This is a genomic window from Rhodococcus sp. BH4, from assembly GCF_002079265.1.
GTDB classification, from domain to species: domain Bacteria; phylum Actinomycetota; class Actinomycetes; order Mycobacteriales; family Mycobacteriaceae; genus Rhodococcus_F; species Rhodococcus_F qingshengii.
The window spans coordinates 5,238,303-5,256,950 of sequence record NZ_CP014941.1; the positions used below are offsets into that span (position 1 = coordinate 5,238,303).

Sequence of the window (18,648 nt, forward strand, 5' to 3'; positions counted from 1 at the left end):
CGTCACTCGGGCGGGACCACACCTTCCGGAGGCACCATGAAACAACGGTCCTACGCACTACTGGCTGCGGCAACTGGCACCGTTCTTGCCCTGACCGCGTGCTCAACGGGTGGCTCATCGGGTTCGGGTGGGGGTGAACCCGTCACGGACGGCACCTTCAAATTGGCTCTCGTGGCCGACCCTGGCGCTCTGAATCCGCTGATGACCGCCGCTTCGCCGGCGCACCAATTGGCGCGTCTGAGCTACGACTATCTGCTCCATCCGGATCCCGATACCGGCGTAACCAAGCCGTGGCTCGCCGAGAAATGGGAAGAGACAACCACTTCCGCGTCCTTCACCATTCGCGACGGCGTCACCTGTAACGACGGATCCGCTCTGACTGCCCAGACCGTCGCCGACAACGTCAATTTCATCACCAACGCAGCAAACAAATCCGCTCTCCGCGGGGTGTACGCACCGGCAACTGCAACTGCCACCGCCGACCCGGCGACCCGGACCGTAACGGTCACAACTCCGGAACCCTCTCCGTTCCTGCTTCTCAACCTGGCGCGAATACCGATCATGTGCGAGGCCGGGTTGAAGGATCCGACGGCGGCAAACAAGACGACCTTCGGGTCGGGCATGTTCCAGATGACCGAGGCAGTCGCCAACGATCATTACTCCTACGTTCGGCGCGACGGATACAACTGGGGACCGGACGGCACTACCTCCGACACTGCCGGAGTACCCAAGAATGTCGTCGCATCCATCATCACGAACAACAGCACAGCGGCCAACCAGGTGTTGTCCGGTGATCTGAATGCCGCTGCCGTCTCCGGCCCCGATCAGGACCGCATGAACGCCGCGAACTTGGACACCGTCAAGCAGCCTGCTCCAGCGGGCGAGATGTTCTTCAACCACAGTCCGGGCAATCCGACGAGCGATCCTGCCGTACGCAAGGCACTGGTCCAGGCTCTCAATCTCGACGACCTCGCCGAGATCTTCACCGCCGGCCGCGGAACCCGGTCTACCACGATGGTGTCCATCGAACCGAGGGCCTGCATCTACGACTCTGTCGCCGGAAACCTGCCGGCCTTCGATCCCAGCGCAGCCGCAGAAACTCTCGAATCAGCGGGCTGGAAAATCGGTGCCGACGGTAAGCGCAGCAAGGACGGCACACCGCTCCGGCTTCGGATGGTCTACGAAACGTTCGGTGACTCGACCGATGCTGCCGCCGACGTCGCACTCAACGCTTGGAACAATCTGGGCGCAACTGTCGAACTCACCAGCGGAGACTCGAACAAGATCCTCGATGTAGCACTCAGCGGCAAGGACAACACCGCGTGGGATGTTGCGTGGGAGCCGATCAACGTCGCGCTGCCCAGCATGCTCGTACCCTTCCTCTCCGGTCCGGTGCCAGCTGCGGGACTCAATTTCTCGTCGATCTCCAACCCGGCCTACGACGCAGCCGTCGCCAAGGCTTCGGGACTGACCGGCGAGGATGCTTGTGCCGCTTGGGCAGACGCCGAATCAGAGATCATCAAAGCAAACTCCGCGGTACCTTTTGCCGACAAGATCACGACTCTCTACTTCAACAATGCGGGTCTTGCATTCGGCCGTAATTTCACCGGTTCGGCCCTGCGCCTGTACCAGTAGACCGCCGGTAGCGACCGGGGAAATCGTCGTGTTTCGCCGGTCGCTGTCGGTATACGGACAGGTATTCACTGATCCTGACGGTTTTCGTGGGAGCGGACGAAAATCGACCCGATTTTCGTGAGGATCGACAGAGATGCGCGTCACGTCATGCGCCAAGATTTAGCAGTCAACACTCAACCGCGCCCTCACGTTTTTCGCTCGGGCCCCTGCTCCATCACGGAGGCACCATGAAACACCGCTTCTATCCAACACTTGCGGCAGCCGCAGGGCTCACGCTTGTGTTGTCTGCTTGTGGCTCGGGAGGCACGTCCTCGGGCGCCAGTGGCGGTGAACCGGCCACCGACGGGACCTTCCGTTTCGCCCTGCAGGCCGATCCGGGTGCACTCAACCCGATCATGTCGGCCGCCTCGGCGACCGCCGAGTTGTCGCGTTTGGCGTACGACTACCTGATCTACCAGGATCCCGATACCAGTGAAGTCGGACCGTGGTTGGCGGAGAAGTGGGAGGAGACCCCGACCTCGGCGTCCTTCACCATCCGTGACGGGGTGACCTGTACCGACGGATCGACGCTGACACCGCAGACCGTCGCGGACAACATCAACTTCGTGGCCAACCCGGACAACGGTTCTCAGTTGCGCGGGTCCTCCGTACCGACCGGCGCCACTGCGACTGCCGATCCGGCAACGCGCAGTGTCACGGTGACCACTCCGGCGCCGAGCCCGTTCCTTCTTCTCAACGTCGGTCGCCTGCCGATCCTGTGCGAGGCCGGATTGAAAGATCCGACAGCGTCGAACAAGAAGTCGCTCGGCACCGGCATGTTCGAAGTCACCGAAGTTGCCGCCAACGACCACTACACGTTCCAGCGTCGCGAGGGCTACAACTGGGGCCCCGACGGCACGACCTCCGACACCCCGGGCGTCCCCAAGACGGTCGTCGCCGCCATGTCGCCGAACGTGAGCACCGCCGCAAATCAGCTGCTCTCGGGTGAACTCAACGCAGCTCCGATCGCCGGTCCGGACAAGGACCGCGTCGCGGCAGCCAATCTGGACTCCGTCGGTCGGCCTCTGCCGGCAGGCCAGATGTACTTCAACCAGATCGCGAGTAATCCCACCAGCGATCCCGCAGTGCGCAAGGCCCTGATCCAAGCGGTCGATCTCGACGACCTCACTCAGGTCATCACCGCCGGACACGGGGTCCGGGCAACCAGCCTCGTCGCGGTCGAACCGCGCGCCTGCGTTTACGACTCTGTCGCAGGCAACATTCCGGACTTCGACCTCACTGCCGCCAAGGCAACACTGGACGGCGCTGGTTGGACCGCCGGCGCTGACGGCAAGCGAAGCAAGGACGGCAAGCCGCTCAATCTCCGCCTCGTGTACGACGGCACCGACGATCCGCGCAACGCGGCGGCCGAACTTGCTCAGTCGGCGTGGTCCGAACTCGGCGCAAACGTCGAGGTGACCGGGGGCGACTCGAACAAGATCATCGACGTCATTCTGAGCGGCAAGGACAACTCTGCCTGGGACATCGCCTGGGTCCAGGTCAACTCCTCGCTGCCCAGCACCTTCACTGCGTACTTTGCCGGGCCGGTTCCCGCAGCAGGCAAGAACTTCGGATCGGTCAGCAACCCCGCCTACGAAGCAGCAGCCACCAAGGCTTCCGGTCTGACCGGTAGCGACGCTTGTGACGCCTGGGCCGACGCCGAGTCGGAGCTCACCAAGACGATCGCGGCCGTGCCCTTCGCAGACTCCGTCATGAACGTGTACTTCAACAAGGCCGGACTCTCATTCGGCAAGTCGCTCAACGGTTCTGCGCTGCGTCTCTACCAGTAGGCCGTCCGCCCACTCTGAAATATCTTCCCGCCCCAGCATCCCGCCCTCCGGAAAGACAGCCCATGAGTCAAACTATTGAAGCCGCGAAACCAGAAGCGGCGCCTCAGGCTCGAGCAAAGTGGCTCGAGTCCGACAGCTGGCCCGCATATCTTCTGCGTCGTTTCGGCACCTTCGTGATTTCACTCTGGGCGCTGGTGACTGCGGCGTTCCTGATGCTCCAACTGATTCCGGGAGACCCGGTTCGGTTGGCACTGGGAATGAACGCACCGGTCGAACTGGTCGAGACAACGAGGTCTCAGCTCGGTTACGACCTTCCCTTGTGGCAGCAGTACTTCCGATTCGTCGGCGGGTTGCTGAGCGGGAATCCCGGTGACTCGATCACCTTGAGGACTCCGGTCTTCGAGGTGATCGCGTCCCGCCTACCGGCAACACTCGAACTGGCTGTACTCACAGTCGTCACGGTGCTGCTAGTGGGCATTCCGATCGGCCTCATCTTCGCTGCACTGACCCGCAACGGTCGACGACGCGGAGTCGAGATCGGTTACACCGCAACGTCGGGCACCATCGCCGTGATCCCCGAGTTCATGTTCGGTACGGCGCTGGTCTACCTCTTTGCCGTCACGTTCCCTGTTCTGCCCGTCGCCGGCCGAGGTGGACCGGAAAGCTACATCCTCCCGGTCGCGGCCATGTCGATCGGTGCCATCGCCTCGATGTCGCGCATCGTCCGTGCAGAGGCACTCGGCGTGTTGGACATGGACTACATCCGTACGGCGCGCGCCAAGCGAATGCCCGTGGCACGAATCTACTTCCGTCATGCAATGCCCAACCTCATGACGTCGACGCTGACGCTCGCCGGACTCCTCCTGGGCGGTCTGATTGCCGGCACCGTGCTCATCGAGAGCATCTTCGCCTGGCCCGGCATGGGCATGGCGCTGGTCAAGTCCATCACCGAGAAGGACTACCCGCTCGCCCAGACACTGGTCGTGATCTACGGCGCCATCGTCCTTCTCATCAATTTCATCGTCGACGTGGTGCTCGCTCTCATCGACCCACGATCCACAATTCGGGAGAACTGAGTTGAGCACCTCACCTACGGCCCCCACTGCGGCCCCCAAGACGCCCCCGCGACGACACTGGATCGTCGGAACGTTCCGCACCCCATTGGGAATCCTGGCCCTCACCTTCCTGACCGCTCTGATCGCCCTCGTCATCTTCGGACCGATGATCTGGGGTGACGCCGCTGTCGCAGCCAACCCGAAGGCACTCTCTCAGGGACCTAGTTCCGAGCACATCTTCGGCACCGACGCCGGCGGGCGTGACGTCTTCGCCCGCACGATGACCGCCGCGAGACTGTCGGTGCTCATGGCTCTCGGAGCCGTCGCACTCGGTGTCACAATTGGCCTGATACTCGGTACGCTCCCGACGCTCGCTCCCCGCTGGGTCGGACGAATGGTCGTGGCATTCCTCAACTTCGCCATCGCATTCCCCGGACTGCTCCTCGCGATCTTCCTGTTGGTCGTTCTCGGACAGGGTGCTGGCAGCGCGGTGATCGCCATCGGTCTCGCCCTGGCCTCGCCGTTCGCGAGGTTGACGTACGCACTGGCTTCGTCGGTCAACGGACGCGACTTCATCGACGCAGCGCGCATCCTCGGGGTTACCAAGCCGGGGCTGCTGTTCCGCCACATTCTCCCCAATATCCGTGAACCACTCATCGTCAATGCCAGCATCGCTGTCGGCAGCGGCCTCGTGGTCTTCGCCGGACTCTCGTTCCTCGGCTTGGGCATTCAGCCGCCTGCATTCGACTGGGGCCGGATGCTCAACGAAGGTCTGTCGAAGATCTTCGTCAACCCGGCCACCGCACTCGCCCCCGGCATCGCCGTCGTGCTCGCCGGCTTGACCTTCACGCTGCTCGGCGAGGCCATTGCTCGCGGCGCGGGAGTTCGCAGCCCGATCAGCAGTCGCCTGCCGAAGTGGAAGCCGATCAACCGGAAAACTGCCCAGGCCGATTCGGCGCCCACCGACGAAGACGCGGTACTGACCGTCCGCAACATGTCCGTCGCAGTCCCCGCGGGTGACGACTGGCGTCGCCCCGTCGACAACATCAGTTTTACAGTTCACCGTGGCGAAACCGTGGGAATCGTCGGTGAATCCGGATCCGGAAAGTCACTGAGTTGCATGGCAATCGCGCAGCTGACCGACCACCCCACCGTGGTCGACGCCGGGCTCATCGAGTTCGACGGCACCGTGCTGATGAAGGACGGCAAGCGGCCGGACGACGCGGCTTCGCGCAAGGTTGCCCGCCAACTCGGCACACGTATGGCGATGGTGTTCCAGGATCCGATGTCGTCCATGAATCCGTCTCTCAAGGTCGGATACCAGGTCGCCGAGATCGGTTGGCTCCACGAAGGTATGAGCAAGGCCGACGCGAAGAAGGCGGCAGTCGAGCGACTGAACGCCGTCAAGATCCCCGACGCGCCCAGGCGTGCGAAGCAGTACCCCCACGAGTTCTCCGGCGGTATGCGTCAGCGCGCGATGATCGCCATGGGTCTGATGGGTAAGCCCGCTCTGATTATCGCGGACGAACCCACCACTGCGCTCGACGTGACCGTTCAGCGTGAGGTCCTCGGGCTGCTCCACGAGGTTCGCGAAGAAATCGGCGCCGCAATCCTTCTCATCTCGCACGACATGGCCGTCATCACCGGCATGTGCACCCGTGTCCTCGTCATGTTTGCCGGCGAAATCGTCGAAGACATCGCGGTCGACGATCTGATTGCCGGCCGTGCAAAGCATCCGTACACCCGCGCGCTGATCGCCGCGGTCCCCACCATGAGCACCGATCGCGACAAGCCGCTTGCCACCGTCGACGAAGCCTGGCAGGTGGAGAGCCTCGACGCCGAGGAGAGCACCGCCGACATCGAGTTGGAAGAACTGTTGGCTGTTGCAGAGGAGATCCGATGAGCAGACTCGAATTCCGTGACGTCAACGTCCACCTCGGTAGCGGTTCGAAAAAATTCCACGCCGTCAAGAACATCAATCTCGACATCCCCTCCGGATCGGTGGTCGGTCTCGTCGGTGAATCGGGTTCCGGAAAGTCGACACTGGCGCGAGCAACTGTCGGCCTGGCCGAGCCCAGTTCCGGCCAGATCCTTCTCGACGGTGTGGACGTCGCTCACGCCCGCGGCGCGACGGCTCGTCTGCGCCACCGGATCCAGATGGTCTTCCAAGATCCGTACTCGTGCCTCGACCCGCGAATGACCATCGGCCAGTCACTCGCCGAGGCGCTGCGGTCCACCGAGCGTCGTGACAAAGCTCGGCGCAGCCGCGGCGACCGCGCCGCCGAGGTCGCTCGACTCCTCACCACCGTCCAACTGCCGGTGGAGAAGGCGCACGAATACCCATCGTCGTTGTCGGGTGGTCAGCGCCAACGCGTTGCCCTCGCGCGGGCTTTGGCAGCCGCACCGGCAGTTCTGCTTGCCGACGAAATCACCTCCGCTCTGGACGTGTCCGTGCAGGGCGCGGTTCTGAATCTGTTGGTGGATCTGCAGAAGCAGCTTGGTCTGACGGTTCTGTTCGTCAGTCACAACCTGGCGGTGATCCGCTACGTCTGTGACCACGTCGCAGTCATGCTCGGCGGCGAGATCGTCGAGCACGGGCCGGTTCTCGACGTGATCGATTCGCCCAAGGAGCCGTACACGGCAAAGCTGTTGTCCGCGATCCCGACATTCGGGGAGCCGATGTTCCAATGACAACGCCGACCACTCTCGACTCCCCCGCTGCCGTAGCCCGTGCCGAAGAACGTCGTTCGGCGAGAATCCAGGATTACGCGTCCGTGGTTACACCGACCAACATCGCCGTATCGGCGTCGGGACGCATTGCATACGTACGTACCGAAGCGAATCCGGCTGCGGATACCCACGAGCACTCGATCTGGTTGGCTTCCCCGCAACTACAGCTCACCGCGGGACCTGCCGACACCTCGCCGGCTTGGCATCCCGTTTCGACGCTGTTGGTCTTCGTTCGGCCGGATTCCTCGGGCACACCACAACTGTGGAAGGTCGACGCCACCGGGGGCCCGGCAACACAGCTGACCACCACGGCGCAGCTCCCGCTCGGCGCGGGGGCACCGGTGTTCTCTCCCGACGGCGCTCGGATCGCCTTCAGCGCCCCCGTCGACCGCACTGCCGCCGGATCGTCATGCCTCTTGGTGGCGAAGCGCCTCAACTACAAGGTCGACGGATCCGGTGTCCGGGGCAGCGTTCGGGCGCACCTGTTCGAGTTCGATCTGGCCGCCGGCTCACTACGGCAGCTGACGGACGGCGATTGGGACGCTTCGCATCCCGCGTACAGTCCCGACGGCACCGAACTGGCTTTCACCGCGGCGATGGACGGCGACGCCGATCTGACGCGGGCGAGTTCCGCCTGGACCGTATCGCTGACTGATCTCGCCTCCGCTCCGCGGATGTTGGGGCAAGCACGCGGCATCGCAGGACCACTTGCATGGACACCTGCCGGCGACGCGGTCGTAGCCGTCGGTTGGCACACACCGATCATTCACAACAACGAACTTCTTGTCCTGCACCGCGACCAGCGAGTGGAAGACCGCAGCCTGACGTCCGGACTCGACCGAAACGTCATGCCGGGCGGGACCGGTTATCCCGGTGGCGCACCGAGTTTCACCGCCGACGGCGACATCGTCTTCTGCATCCGCAACCACGGCTCCACCGAACTGCACAAGGTCGATTTCGGATCAGGCTCCGTCTCACCACTTCTCACCGGCGAGCGGACAGTGGTCTCAGGCCTTGCCCTGACGTCCGGGCGAGCCGTCGTCGCGCTGGCAACGGCGACATCCTTCGGCGAGGTCGCCGTCATCGACCTCGAGACTCGTGCAGTCGAAACCGTCACCGAATTGAACACGGAACTGACAACTTCCGTCGCGTTTCCAGTCGCCTCCGAGCGTTGGTTCGACATCAGCGACGGCACCCGTGTTCAGGGTTGGATCCTGCGCGACCCGAACGTCACGGGCGCCGGTCCGCTGGTTCTGGACGTCCACGGCGGACCACACAATGCCTGGACCGGAACGCCGACCGTGATGCACGCATACCACGCGGAACTGGTCGCGCTGGGATTCACGGTCTTGATGATCAATCCGCGCGGAAGTGACGGCTACGGAAACGACTTCTTCGACGGTGTGCGGGACGGCTGGGGTGAGGCGGATCGTGCCGACCTGCTCGAACCGGTCGAAACCCTTGTCGCCGAGGGGATGGCCGATCCGAAGCAACTGGTACTCACGGGCTACAGCTACGGCGGATTCATGACGTGCGCCCTGACGTCCGTCACCGATCGGTTTGCCGTCGCAGTCGCCGGTGGTCTCGTTTGCGACATCGCGAACACAGCCGGCCCCTCGGACGAGGGCATCTTGCTGCAGACGGTCGAATTCGACCCGCAGTCATCTCGGGTACGGGAACTTTCGCCGCTGGGGCGAGTCTCCCAGGTGACGACACCGACGCTGATCCTTCACGGCGGCAGCGACGTCCGTTGCCCGGTCAACCAGGCCGAACAGTGGTTCGGTGGACTGCGTTTGGCCGGCACCCCGACCGAGTTGGTGGTTTTCCCGGACGCGTCACATGCCTTCGTGTTGACGGGTCGGCCGTCCCACCGACTGGAGTACAGCACTCGTCTCGTCGACTGGATCGAACGGCACCTCTCCCCCAAGCCCGCACTGACCACGGTCGATCCCGACTACTGGCAGTACCGACTCGACACCCTGAGTGCGAAGTACGGGGTACCCGGCGCCTCGCTGGGAATTCTGACCACAACCCGCAGCGGATTCGACCGCACCGTGATCACGTCCGGTGTCGTCAGTACCCGCACCGGCGTCGCGGCTACGCCCGACACGCTGTTCCAGATGGGTTCGATCAGCAAGGTCTGGACGGCCACCCTGATCATGCAGCTCGTCGAAGAAGGATTGCTGGATCTCGACTCACCTGTCCGGAACATCCTGCCGGACTTCGCAGTTGCCGACGCGGTAGCCACCGAAACGGTCACGACTCGCCACCTGTTGACTCACACCAGTGGCATCGACGGTGACGTTTTCATCGACGGCGGGCGCGGCGACGACTGCGTCGAGCGATACGTCGCATCACTTAAATCAACGGTGCAGCTCTTCGCCCCCGGCACCGATTGGTCGTACTGCAACACCGGCTTCGTGATCGCCGGACGAATCATCGAGGTTCTCCGAGGTAAGAGTTGGGACGCGGTTCTGCGCGAGCGGATCATCGAACCGCTCGGCCTGACCAAAACCACGACCCTGCCTGAGGAGACGGCACTGCACCGCGCTGCAGTCGGGCACGTCGGCGGTGCCGACGACCTCGAGCAGACACCACAATTCCTCATCCCTCGCTCGATGGGCCCCGCCGGCCTCATCAACAGCACGGCCGAAGATCTACTCCTGTTCGCTCAGGACTCGATGCGCGAGGACCCGGTTCTCCTTCGGCGTTCCACTCATCTGGCGATGCTCGAGGAGCGCCGCCAGATCGGTGACGTGTCGTCAGCGGACATCATGGGAACCACGTGGTTGCTGCACAATTGGGGCGGTGTACTGGCTCATGGCCACAATGGCGGAACTCTCGGCCAGCAGTCGTTCTTGCGAGTGGTGCCGTCGTGCGGTCTAGCCGTGGTCCTGATGGCCAACGGTGGAGCAATGGACGCTCTCTCCGGCGATCTTCTGGCTGAAGTAATCGGTTCCATAGGCGGCGTCAGTGTGACACCGGCATTCTCGCCTGGTGACCCCCACACCCGCGTCACGTCCTCACCTGAAGAACTCGATGCGCTGTGCGGCCTGTACCGCGATGCCGCAGCCGATTTCGTCTTGGAAAGGACCGGCGGTTCCCTGACCGCCCGCCGCACCGATCACATCGACCCTTCGGTCACCGCCGAAAGCGCAGAGTCCGTCTCTCTCAGCCTGATCGAAGTTCACCCTGGAGTGTTCGGGACCCGACTCCCTCAATCAGCAGGTTGGATCCGGATCACTTTCTCCGACAACGGGAGTACACAATTGCTACACGTCGGAAGCCGCGCGTATCCGCGAGTGAACAACCGATGACCATTCTCCGCGATCTGGCCGAGCGCCAACTTCCTCAGATCCTCGAGGACGCCATCGCGCTCATCGAAGTCGAGTCGCCGTCACACGATCTCGAAGCTGTTGCCCGCAGCGCGAAGTGGACGTCAGATCTTGTCCACGAACGACTCGGCGTGACACCGGAGTCGATAGTGACGGAAGGCCGAACCCATCTGGTGACCCGTTTCGGCAGCTCACCGACGCGGTTGATGCTGCTCGGTCATCATGACACCGTGTGGCCGATCGGCACCCTGACACGCCTGCCCGCAGCCGTCACCGACGGAGCGCTCCGAGGTCCGGGCGGACTCGACATGAAACTTGGTGTCGTTCAGGCAATCCACGCCCTCGCTATCGTCCGGGAGCTGCACGGCGACGATGCACTCGACGGAATCACACTCCTCGTGACCGGTGACGAAGAAATCGGTTCACCCACGTCGCGGTCCCTCATCGAGGAACTTGCGGCAGGCGCGGTACTGGTTCTCGAGGCCGGCGGTGACGGTGGCGAACTGAAGACTGTCCGCAAGGGGGTGTCGCTGTATCGGATCCATGTTGCCGGTCGCGCCGCCCACGCCGGGCTGGAGCCGGAAAAAGGCATCAACGCTGCAGTAGAACTGGCTCGTCTCGTGATCGCGATCAACGACTTGTCCTCGCCGGCACAGGCAACCACCGTCACCCCGACTGTCATTTCAGCCGGAACCACAACCAACACCGTTCCGGCAGAAGCCTTCGTCGACGTGGACGTGCGCGCAACCAGCGCCGCCGAGCAGGAGCGCGTCGATGCGAATATCCGAGCCCTGCAGGCAATCCACCCCGAAGCCGTAGTCACGGTCTCGGGTGGTGTCAACCGTCCACCTCTCGAAGCGACGATGTCCGCACCGTTGCTGGCGTTGGCGGAACGCGTTGCGCTCGAGCATGATCTGACTCCGCTCGTCGGCCTCGCCGTCGGCGGAGCCTCGGACGGAAACTTCACTGCCGGTATCGGTATCCCCACCCTCGACGGCCTCGGTGGCGTCGGCGGCGGTGCACACGCCGAGACCGAGCATGCGCTCGTGTCCGCAATCGCTCCGAGGACGGCGTTGGTTGCGGGCCTTATTCGTTCGATCACGTCTGAAGGGGGCCCTCGTGTCGAAAAGCAATGCGGTTGAGTTTCGAGAACTGGTCGATACCCGCGAAATAGCCGATCTATCCGCCGTTTTCGACGAGATCTGGGCTACCAGTCCCGGACCGGCTCATTTCGGCACTGCGATGTTGGTTGCGCTTCACCACGGTGGTCACTACGTGGTGGGAGCCTTTTCCGAAGGCGAAATGATCGGTGGTTGCGTCGGATTCTTCGTCGAGCCTCTCGGCGAGGTTCTGCACTCACACATCGCCGGAGTACTACCGGGACACGCAGGCAAGGGAATCGGCCGCGCCCTCAAGCATCATCAGCGAGACTGGTGCATCGAGCGCGGCGTCAGGACGATCCGGTGGACCTTCGATCCACTGGTCGCACGAAATGCCTATTTCAACATTCAGCGTCTCGGAGCCGAACCGGCCGAATACAACCCGGATTTCTACGGGTCGATGGCAGACGGAATCAACGCAGGCGACGCCAGCGATCGTATGCTCGTCAGTTGGGACCTCGACGTCGATGGATCTCCGAGTTCTACTGTGGCCGTGAATGATACATTCAAGGTGCTTCAACCCACCGAAGACGGTACGCCTCGAATGCTCCCGATCCCACCCGACTGCGTCGATATCGCAGTCGGAATACCCAGAGACATCGAGCATCTGAGAACAGTCGACCGCGCCTCTGCCTTTGCCTGGCGACACGCGCTTCGCGAGTACCTCGAACCACTGATCGCCTCGAAGGAATGGCAATCGACCGGCTTCGACCCCAGCGGCTATTACATGTTCACGAAAATCTGCGAGACAACCGGAGAAGAGCAAGTCCATGCACATTGAGTCCGTCGAATTGCGCGAACTGCGCATCCCTCTCGTCTCCCCCTTCACCACGTCATTCAGCACCCAGCTCGAGCGCAACACCCTCGTCCTGAAAGTGAGCGGCACCACCGACGGCCCCAACGGTCCGGTGGAGACCGTCGGCTGGGGCGAGTGCGGCTCGCTCAGCGATCCGTACTACAACTCCGAATACACCGCTGGTGCGCGGGCGATGCTTCGCGAGTATCTCGTTCCGACGCTGCGTAAGTCGCAGTCGGATCAGCCGCTCTCGGCCGAGACGGTCGGCAGCGTACTTCACCACGTCGTGGGTCACCAGATGTCGAAGTCGGCTATCGAAATGGCAATCCTCGATGCTGAATTGCGCGCTCGTGGACAGTCTTTCGCTCGGTACCTCGGTGCCACTCGCACTCGGGTGCCCTCGGGAGTGTCCGTCGGCATCCAGGACAGCATTCCGCAGCTACTCGAAACCGTCGGTAATTATCTGTCGCAGGGTTACGTGCGAATCAAACTGAAGATCAAGCCGGGCTGGGACATCGCTCCCGTCGCTGCGGTGCGCAAGGAGTTCGGCTACGACGTTCCTCTGCAGGTCGACGCGAATGCCGCGTACACCCTCGTCGACGCGCAGTTGCTGCGCCGCCTGGACGAATTCGCACTGCTCCTCATCGAACAGCCGCTGGCCGAGGACGATTTGGTGCAGCACGCCAAGCTTGCCCAGTCCCTCTCGACTCCGATCTGCCTCGACGAGTCGGTCGAGTCGGCCAAGGATGCGGCGGATGCCATCACGCTCGGCGCCGCTTCGGTCATCAACATCAAGCCAAGCCGCGTCGGTGGATATCTGGAAGCCAAGCGCATTCACGATCTCGCCTCGGCGCACGGTATTGCGGTGTGGTGCGGCGGAATGCTCGAGACCGGAATCGGCCGCGCCGCCAACGCAGCCCTCGCGGCGTTGGACGGATTCACGCTGCCCGGCGACATCTCGGCGTCCGATCGCTTCTACAAGGAAGACATCACCGAACCTTTTGTCATCGAGGACGGCCACATCGCCGTGCCGCAGGGACCGGGCTTCGGTGTGACTCCGCGCGAAGACGTCATGGATCGCTTCACGGTCGGAACCGAGATTCTGTAGGTCCGTCACACAGTCACGCAGCAGCCACCTCCACCTTCACCCCGGAGGTGGCTGTTCGTCGTTTGTGTCGGTAGGGGGGTGCATAGTGATTCGGACATGACGTTCTGCACCGAAAGGCCCCCGATGAGTAGCTGGTCCGATCGCCCGATCTGCGCGTTCGACCTCGAGACCACGGGGCGGGATCCGTCGACCGCTCGTATCGTCAGTGCCTGCGTCGCGGTGATCGACGGTTCGAGTGTCGAAACACGCACGTGGCTACTCGATCCCGGCGTCGACATCCCCGCCGGCGCCTCGGCTGTTCACGGCATCAGCACCGAGTTCGCGGCGCAACACGGCCAGGATTATTCCGAGGGCTACGAAGAGATTCGCGAGGCTCTGCACAATTCCTGGGCGCGCGATCACGCCGTCGTGGCGTTCAATGCCTCCTATGATCTGACGGTCATGCATGCCGAGGGTCTGCGCATCGGCAAGCCTGCATTCGTTCCGGGGTTGGTGATCGATCCGTACGTGATCGATCGGGCGATGGATACGTTCCGCAAGGGCAAGCGAACGCTTGCGGCCGTGTGCGAGCACTACGGAATTTCATTGGAGTCGGCGCACGAAGCCGAGGCCGATGCCAAAGCTGCGGCAGCGTTGGCCCGCGAGTTGGCCGTGCGGTTCCCCGACATCCTGGGGCTCGATCTCATGGTCGATCAAGCCGATTGGCACGCCGAGCGGCAACGCGATTTCGCCGAGTACCTTCTCAGCCAAGGGAGGGACGTGGCAGATGTGAACGGCCAGTGGCCGATTCGCATCATCGCCTGACGTCCTCCCCGGCTCGGACGACCGCGCGCTACGCCGGGACCGGCGGCCACACCGGCGCAATGGACCACGGACGGGCTGTTTCGAGCTGCGACGCAACCTGAATCAGCAGATCTTCACGGCCGAACGCGCCGACCAACTGCACGCCGATCGGAACGCCGGCCGAGTCATGACCCATCGGCAAGGAAATCGCCGGCTGACCTGAACTGTTGAACGGACTGGTCAAGCCGCTGTACCCGGCCGAATGCTCCCAGATCGACATAGGATTCGCCGTATCGAGCAGACCGAGCGGAGCTGCCGGCCGAGCCATCGTCGGAGTCAGCAACAGGTCGTGATCGACGAAGAACGCACCGATCACCTGGGCGGCCCGCTCGAGTTCCTGCAATGCCTTGACAACGTTCGTCGCACTTTCGGACTTCGCGCGGTCGTAGATCATCCGCGCCATCGGCTCGAGGTCGTCCTCGCGGATCGCGCGGTTCAGGGCGTCGAGTCGTTCGTCGACCTCGATCGTCATCGGAATGCCCATCAACACCGACAGCCCGGCAGTGAGCGCATCGAGCGGAAAGTTCGGGGCACTCTCGGTGACATCGTGACCGAGTTCTTCGAGCAGGCCGGCAACACCGGTCGCGACGGCCGAGCACTCCGGGTCCACCGGTGTGCCGTCAGGAAGAGCGTTACTCAGACCGATCCGCAACCGTCCGGGATCGGCACCCACTTCCTCGATGTACGGCCGCTTCGGCGCCAGGATCACGTAAGGATCGCCCACTGTCGGCCCGGCGGACAGATCGAGAAGCAGCGCAGTGTCGCGGACACTTCGGGTGAGCGCGTGATGAACACTCATCGGCGATGAGAAGAGCGTGCGCGCCGGTGCCGTCGGAGTACGTCCTCGGCTCGGCTTGAGGCCTACCAGGCCGCAGGCCGATGCGGGAATACGGATCGATCCACCACCGTCGCTGGCATGCCCGCCTGGCACGATCCCGACGGCAACAGCTACAGCCGTGCCACCCGAAGATCCGCCGGGCGAACGATCAAGGGCGTAAGGGTTACGGGTGGGTCCGAACAGCGCAGGTTCGGTACTCGCGTTCTTGCCGAACTCCGGGGTGTTCGTCTTGCCGATGACAACCAGACCAGCCTGGCGGTAGCGCTCGACGAGCGTCGAATCTTTTTCTGCCACAGCGTCGGCGAACAATCGAGATCCATTGGTGCTCGGCAATCCTGCGACGTCCATGCCGAGGTCTTTGATCACGAACGGGACGCCCTGCAGTGGACCATCCGGCAGGCCGCCTGATACCTCGTTGCGCGCTTCCTCTCGACGCTCACTGATCACCGCGTTGACTGCCGGGTTGCGCTCGTCGAGCCTGTCCAGACTGAACTCGAGGACTTCCTTGGCGGAGACGTCGCCGCTCTTGATCGCTTCGGCCAGGCCGGTCATGTCGTTGTTGTCGAACAAATCCTGCATCGATGCCCTCATCACTCGTGTCGAACTCTGCCGATAGTGAGGTCCGTCATATCAACCGGAGTGGCGACGCAGTTCCGAAATTCCGCTTGGCGGGACCGATCAGAGAATCAAGCCCTCACAGAATCAAACCTTGCCGCCGCGCTTCCACGACCGCTTCGTGACGACTGCGGACGTCGAGTTTTCCCATCAGATTCCTCATGTACGTCTTGATCGTTTCGACGCTCAGGGACAACCTCTCGGCGATCTCGGCATTGCGCAGTCCGAGAGCGACGTACCCCATCACCTCCCGCTCGCGTGGCGACAGGACAACGGTGTTCGCGACTGGAGTGTTCGCGGAAGGTTTCGGCGACGCCAACGACCGCAACTTTGCCTCGACCGCGAGGACCTGCGCGCTGAGAGCCATGTCCTCGAGGTTCGCCGCGATCTCGCCGAGCGCCAGGACGCTCTCGGTCAACCCTTCGGATATCTGGGCATCGCGGTTCGAACCATGTTCCACCGCAGCGGTATCGAGCATCGCCACCCGACGATCCACTTCGTCGCGAATCTCGAATTCTCGGGCCAACGCGTACGACGATCGCATCATCGTCTCTGCGATCACGTCGCCGATCGGCAGGTTGGCACGCAGTCCTCCGTAGATCGCTCCGCGAGTAACCCCGCGTACGACGATGGGGACTGCCATCAAGGATTCAATCGCTTCGGTACCCACTTCATAGTCGTAGTCGTGAGTGATGTGCGACGAGTTCGCGTAGTCCTGGACCGCGCCCGGTCGTTGTTCTGCGATCGCCCGACCGCCGAGTCCGCATTCGGCGTCGATCCGCAGGTTTCGCAGGATGTTGCTGCGCGTGCCGACGTGACCGGTGATGGTCAGCGACCGGTCGCTGACGCAGCCGCCGAACAGAACCGGCAACTCGGTTTTGGGGTGCAGCCGACGCAGTTCGGCGCGCAACGCGTCGTCGTCGCTCGGTCTCAGTACCCTGCTCACTCTCACCTCCACGTACCCAATTCAGAGGGTAGCGGCACCTTTGGCTGGGCAATAGCGTGCATCCAGGCCATTTGTAGTGCCGATCACACTTATCGTGACACCAACCGTGCCACGTCGCCTTCGGAGGAACCGTGTCTGTCCCGACAGCTGTTGCAGCCAACAACACCCCGCTCAGTCCGCTGCGTTTTCTCGAGCGCAGCGCCGCGGTGTTCCCCGAGCGCACCGCCGTCGTTCACGGCGACCGGACCTACTCGTACCGAGAGTTCGGTGACGAGGTCGCGGCTCTGGCCCGCGTCCTGCGTGAACGCATTCAGCCCGGTGACCGCGTTGCATACCTGGCGCCGAACGTACCCGAGATGCTGTTCGCGCATTTTGCCGTTCCCCTCGCCGGCGGGGTCCTGATCGCCCTGAACTCACGCCTCGCCGGTCCCGAACTCGAATACATTCTCGATCACTCGGGAACCACGATCCTGTTCGTGGACTCCGAATTCGTCGGTTCGGTCACCTCGTCCAAGGCAAACGTGGGGAGCCTGCGTGAGATCGTCGAGATCCCGGACTCCACCGTCCCCTATCCGGACGTTCCCACCGGAATCGTCACCGGGCAGTACGCCGATCTGATTGCCGAAGGCGAAGCTCTCTCCGATCAGCCACTGCACTGGGGCGTCGACGACGAGCAGCAGTGTATCGCCATCAACTACACCTCGGGTACCACCGGAAAACCCAAGGGCGTCATGTACTCCCACCGCGGGGCGTACCTGAACTCGCTCGGCGAGACATTCCACAACGGCTTCGACGGAGCGACGAAGTATCTGTGGACACTGCCGATGTTCCACTGCAACGGGTGGTGCACGCCGTGGGCCGTCACTCAGGCCGCGGGCACACACATCTGCCTGCGCGCGGTCCGCGCCGATGCGATCTGGGACGCCATCGACAATCTGGGCGTGACACATCTGTGCGGCGCTCCTACCGTCTGCTCCACCATCGCCGACGCAGACCAGGCCCACAAGGTCGACGCCTTGCGCATCACCACCGCCGGCGCTCCCCCGTCACCGACAATCATCGGAAAACTCGAAGACATCGGTGTCACCGTCGTTCACGTCTACGGCCTCACCGAGGTATACGGCCCCTACACGATCTGCGAATACCAGGAAGCCTGGGACGACAAGCCGCAGTCCGAGCGCGCCGCACTTCTCTCTCGTCAGGGAGTCGGCATGGTGCAGGCCGAAAATGCTCGCGTTGTCGATGCCGAGATGAACGACGTCCCCGCCGACGGCCAGACCATGGGTGAGATCGTGCTCCGCGGCAACAACGTGATGCTCGGGTACTACCGCGACGAGGCCGCGACAGCCGAAGCATTTGCCGGTGGTTGGTTCCATTCCGGCGACCTCGGCGTCATGCATCCCGACGGATACATCCAGCTCAAGGACCGCGCGAAGGACATCATCATCTCCGGCGGCGAGAACATCTCCACCGTCGAGGTGGAGCAGGCGATCATGAGTCACCCCGCGGTGATCGACGTGGCAGTCGTCGGCGTTCCGGACGAGAAGTGGGGCGAGCGCCCGAAGGCATTCGTGGTGCTGGGCAAGGGATTACAGGCATCCGCCGAAGACATCGTCGAGCACACCCGCACTTTGCTGGCCGGGTACAAGGTTCCCCGCGACATCGTCTTCCCGCTCGACCTTCCTCGCACCCCCACCGGCAAGGTTCTCAAGTTCCAGCTACGCGCCGACAACTGACGCCGACGAAACCTGGATACTT

General features: G+C 63.1%; 13 protein-coding genes. 11 read left to right on the top strand and 2 right to left on the bottom strand.

Annotation, left to right across the window (positions count from 1 at the left end; translation table 11 throughout):
• Positions 1-36: 36 nt before the first annotated feature.
• From A0W34_RS24160 to A0W34_RS24205, 10 genes are all read left to right on the top strand, one after another.
• Entirely contained in the window at positions 37-1,635 is a 1,599-nt protein-coding gene (locus tag A0W34_RS24160; RefSeq protein WP_081558407.1) for an ABC transporter substrate-binding protein, read from the top strand.
• Positions 1,636-1,862: 227 nt separating this feature from the next.
• Positions 1,863-3,464 (top strand): ABC transporter substrate-binding protein, encoded by a 1,602-nt coding sequence (locus A0W34_RS24165; protein ID WP_003940335.1) that lies wholly within the window; start codon positions 1,863-1,865, stop codon positions 3,462-3,464.
• A gap of 62 nt (positions 3,465-3,526) precedes the next feature.
• Positions 3,527-4,540 (top strand): ABC transporter permease, encoded by a 1,014-nt coding sequence (locus tag A0W34_RS24170; RefSeq protein WP_003940249.1) that lies wholly within the window; start codon positions 3,527-3,529, stop codon positions 4,538-4,540.
• A 1-nt stretch (position 4,541) separates the two neighbouring features.
• Entirely contained in the window at positions 4,542-6,422 is a 1,881-nt protein-coding gene (locus A0W34_RS24175; protein WP_232329916.1) for a dipeptide/oligopeptide/nickel ABC transporter permease/ATP-binding protein, read from the top strand.
• Positions 6,419-7,210, top strand: a complete 792-nt coding sequence (locus A0W34_RS24180) for an ABC transporter ATP-binding protein (protein ID WP_003940215.1) — start codon at positions 6,419-6,421, stop codon at positions 7,208-7,210. The genes A0W34_RS24175 and A0W34_RS24180 overlap by 4 nt, the downstream gene beginning before the upstream one ends.
• Positions 7,207-10,566, top strand: coding sequence for an alpha/beta fold hydrolase (locus tag A0W34_RS24185; protein ID WP_081558409.1), 3,360 nt, complete (start codon positions 7,207-7,209; stop codon positions 10,564-10,566). The genes A0W34_RS24180 and A0W34_RS24185 overlap by 4 nt, the downstream gene beginning before the upstream one ends.
• Positions 10,563-11,726 carry a M20/M25/M40 family metallo-hydrolase gene (locus A0W34_RS24190; RefSeq protein WP_081558410.1) on the top strand — a complete coding sequence of 388 codons (1,164 nt, stop codon included), beginning with the start codon at positions 10,563-10,565 and terminating at the stop codon, positions 11,724-11,726. The genes A0W34_RS24185 and A0W34_RS24190 overlap by 4 nt, the downstream gene beginning before the upstream one ends.
• On the top strand, positions 11,704-12,525 hold the full coding sequence (locus tag A0W34_RS24195) for a GNAT family N-acetyltransferase (protein WP_081558411.1): 822 nt from the start codon (positions 11,704-11,706) through the stop codon (positions 12,523-12,525). The genes A0W34_RS24190 and A0W34_RS24195 overlap by 23 nt, the downstream gene beginning before the upstream one ends.
• Entirely contained in the window at positions 12,515-13,648 is a 1,134-nt protein-coding gene (gene menC, locus A0W34_RS24200; RefSeq protein ID WP_030535169.1) for an o-succinylbenzoate synthase, read from the top strand. Before A0W34_RS24195 ends, menC begins: the two co-directional genes overlap by 11 nt.
• A 123-nt stretch (positions 13,649-13,771) precedes the next feature.
• The gene (locus A0W34_RS24205; RefSeq protein ID WP_003940028.1) at positions 13,772-14,452 is read left to right on the top strand and encodes a 3'-5' exonuclease; all 681 of its coding nucleotides are present in this window, start codon (positions 13,772-13,774) and stop codon (positions 14,450-14,452) included.
• Positions 14,453-14,480: 28 nt separating this feature from the next.
• On the opposite strand, the gene A0W34_RS24210 is transcribed toward A0W34_RS24205, so the two are convergent.
• Together A0W34_RS24210 and A0W34_RS24215 are read right to left on the bottom strand one after the other, a co-directional pair.
• A complete protein-coding gene (locus A0W34_RS24210) occupies positions 14,481-15,908 on the bottom strand; it encodes an amidase (RefSeq protein WP_081558412.1) in 1,428 nt (475 codons plus the stop codon).
• Positions 15,909-16,023: 115 nt separating this feature from the next.
• Positions 16,024-16,890 carry a helix-turn-helix transcriptional regulator gene (locus A0W34_RS24215; protein ID WP_042452756.1) on the bottom strand — a complete coding sequence of 289 codons (867 nt, stop codon included), beginning with the start codon at positions 16,888-16,890 and terminating at the stop codon, positions 16,024-16,026.
• A gap of 131 nt (positions 16,891-17,021) precedes the next feature.
• On the opposite strand from A0W34_RS24215, the gene A0W34_RS24220 reads away from it, so the two are divergent.
• Entirely contained in the window at positions 17,022-18,626 is a 1,605-nt protein-coding gene (locus A0W34_RS24220; RefSeq protein WP_030535166.1) for an acyl--CoA ligase family protein, read from the top strand.
• Positions 18,627-18,648: the final 22 nt, after the last annotated feature.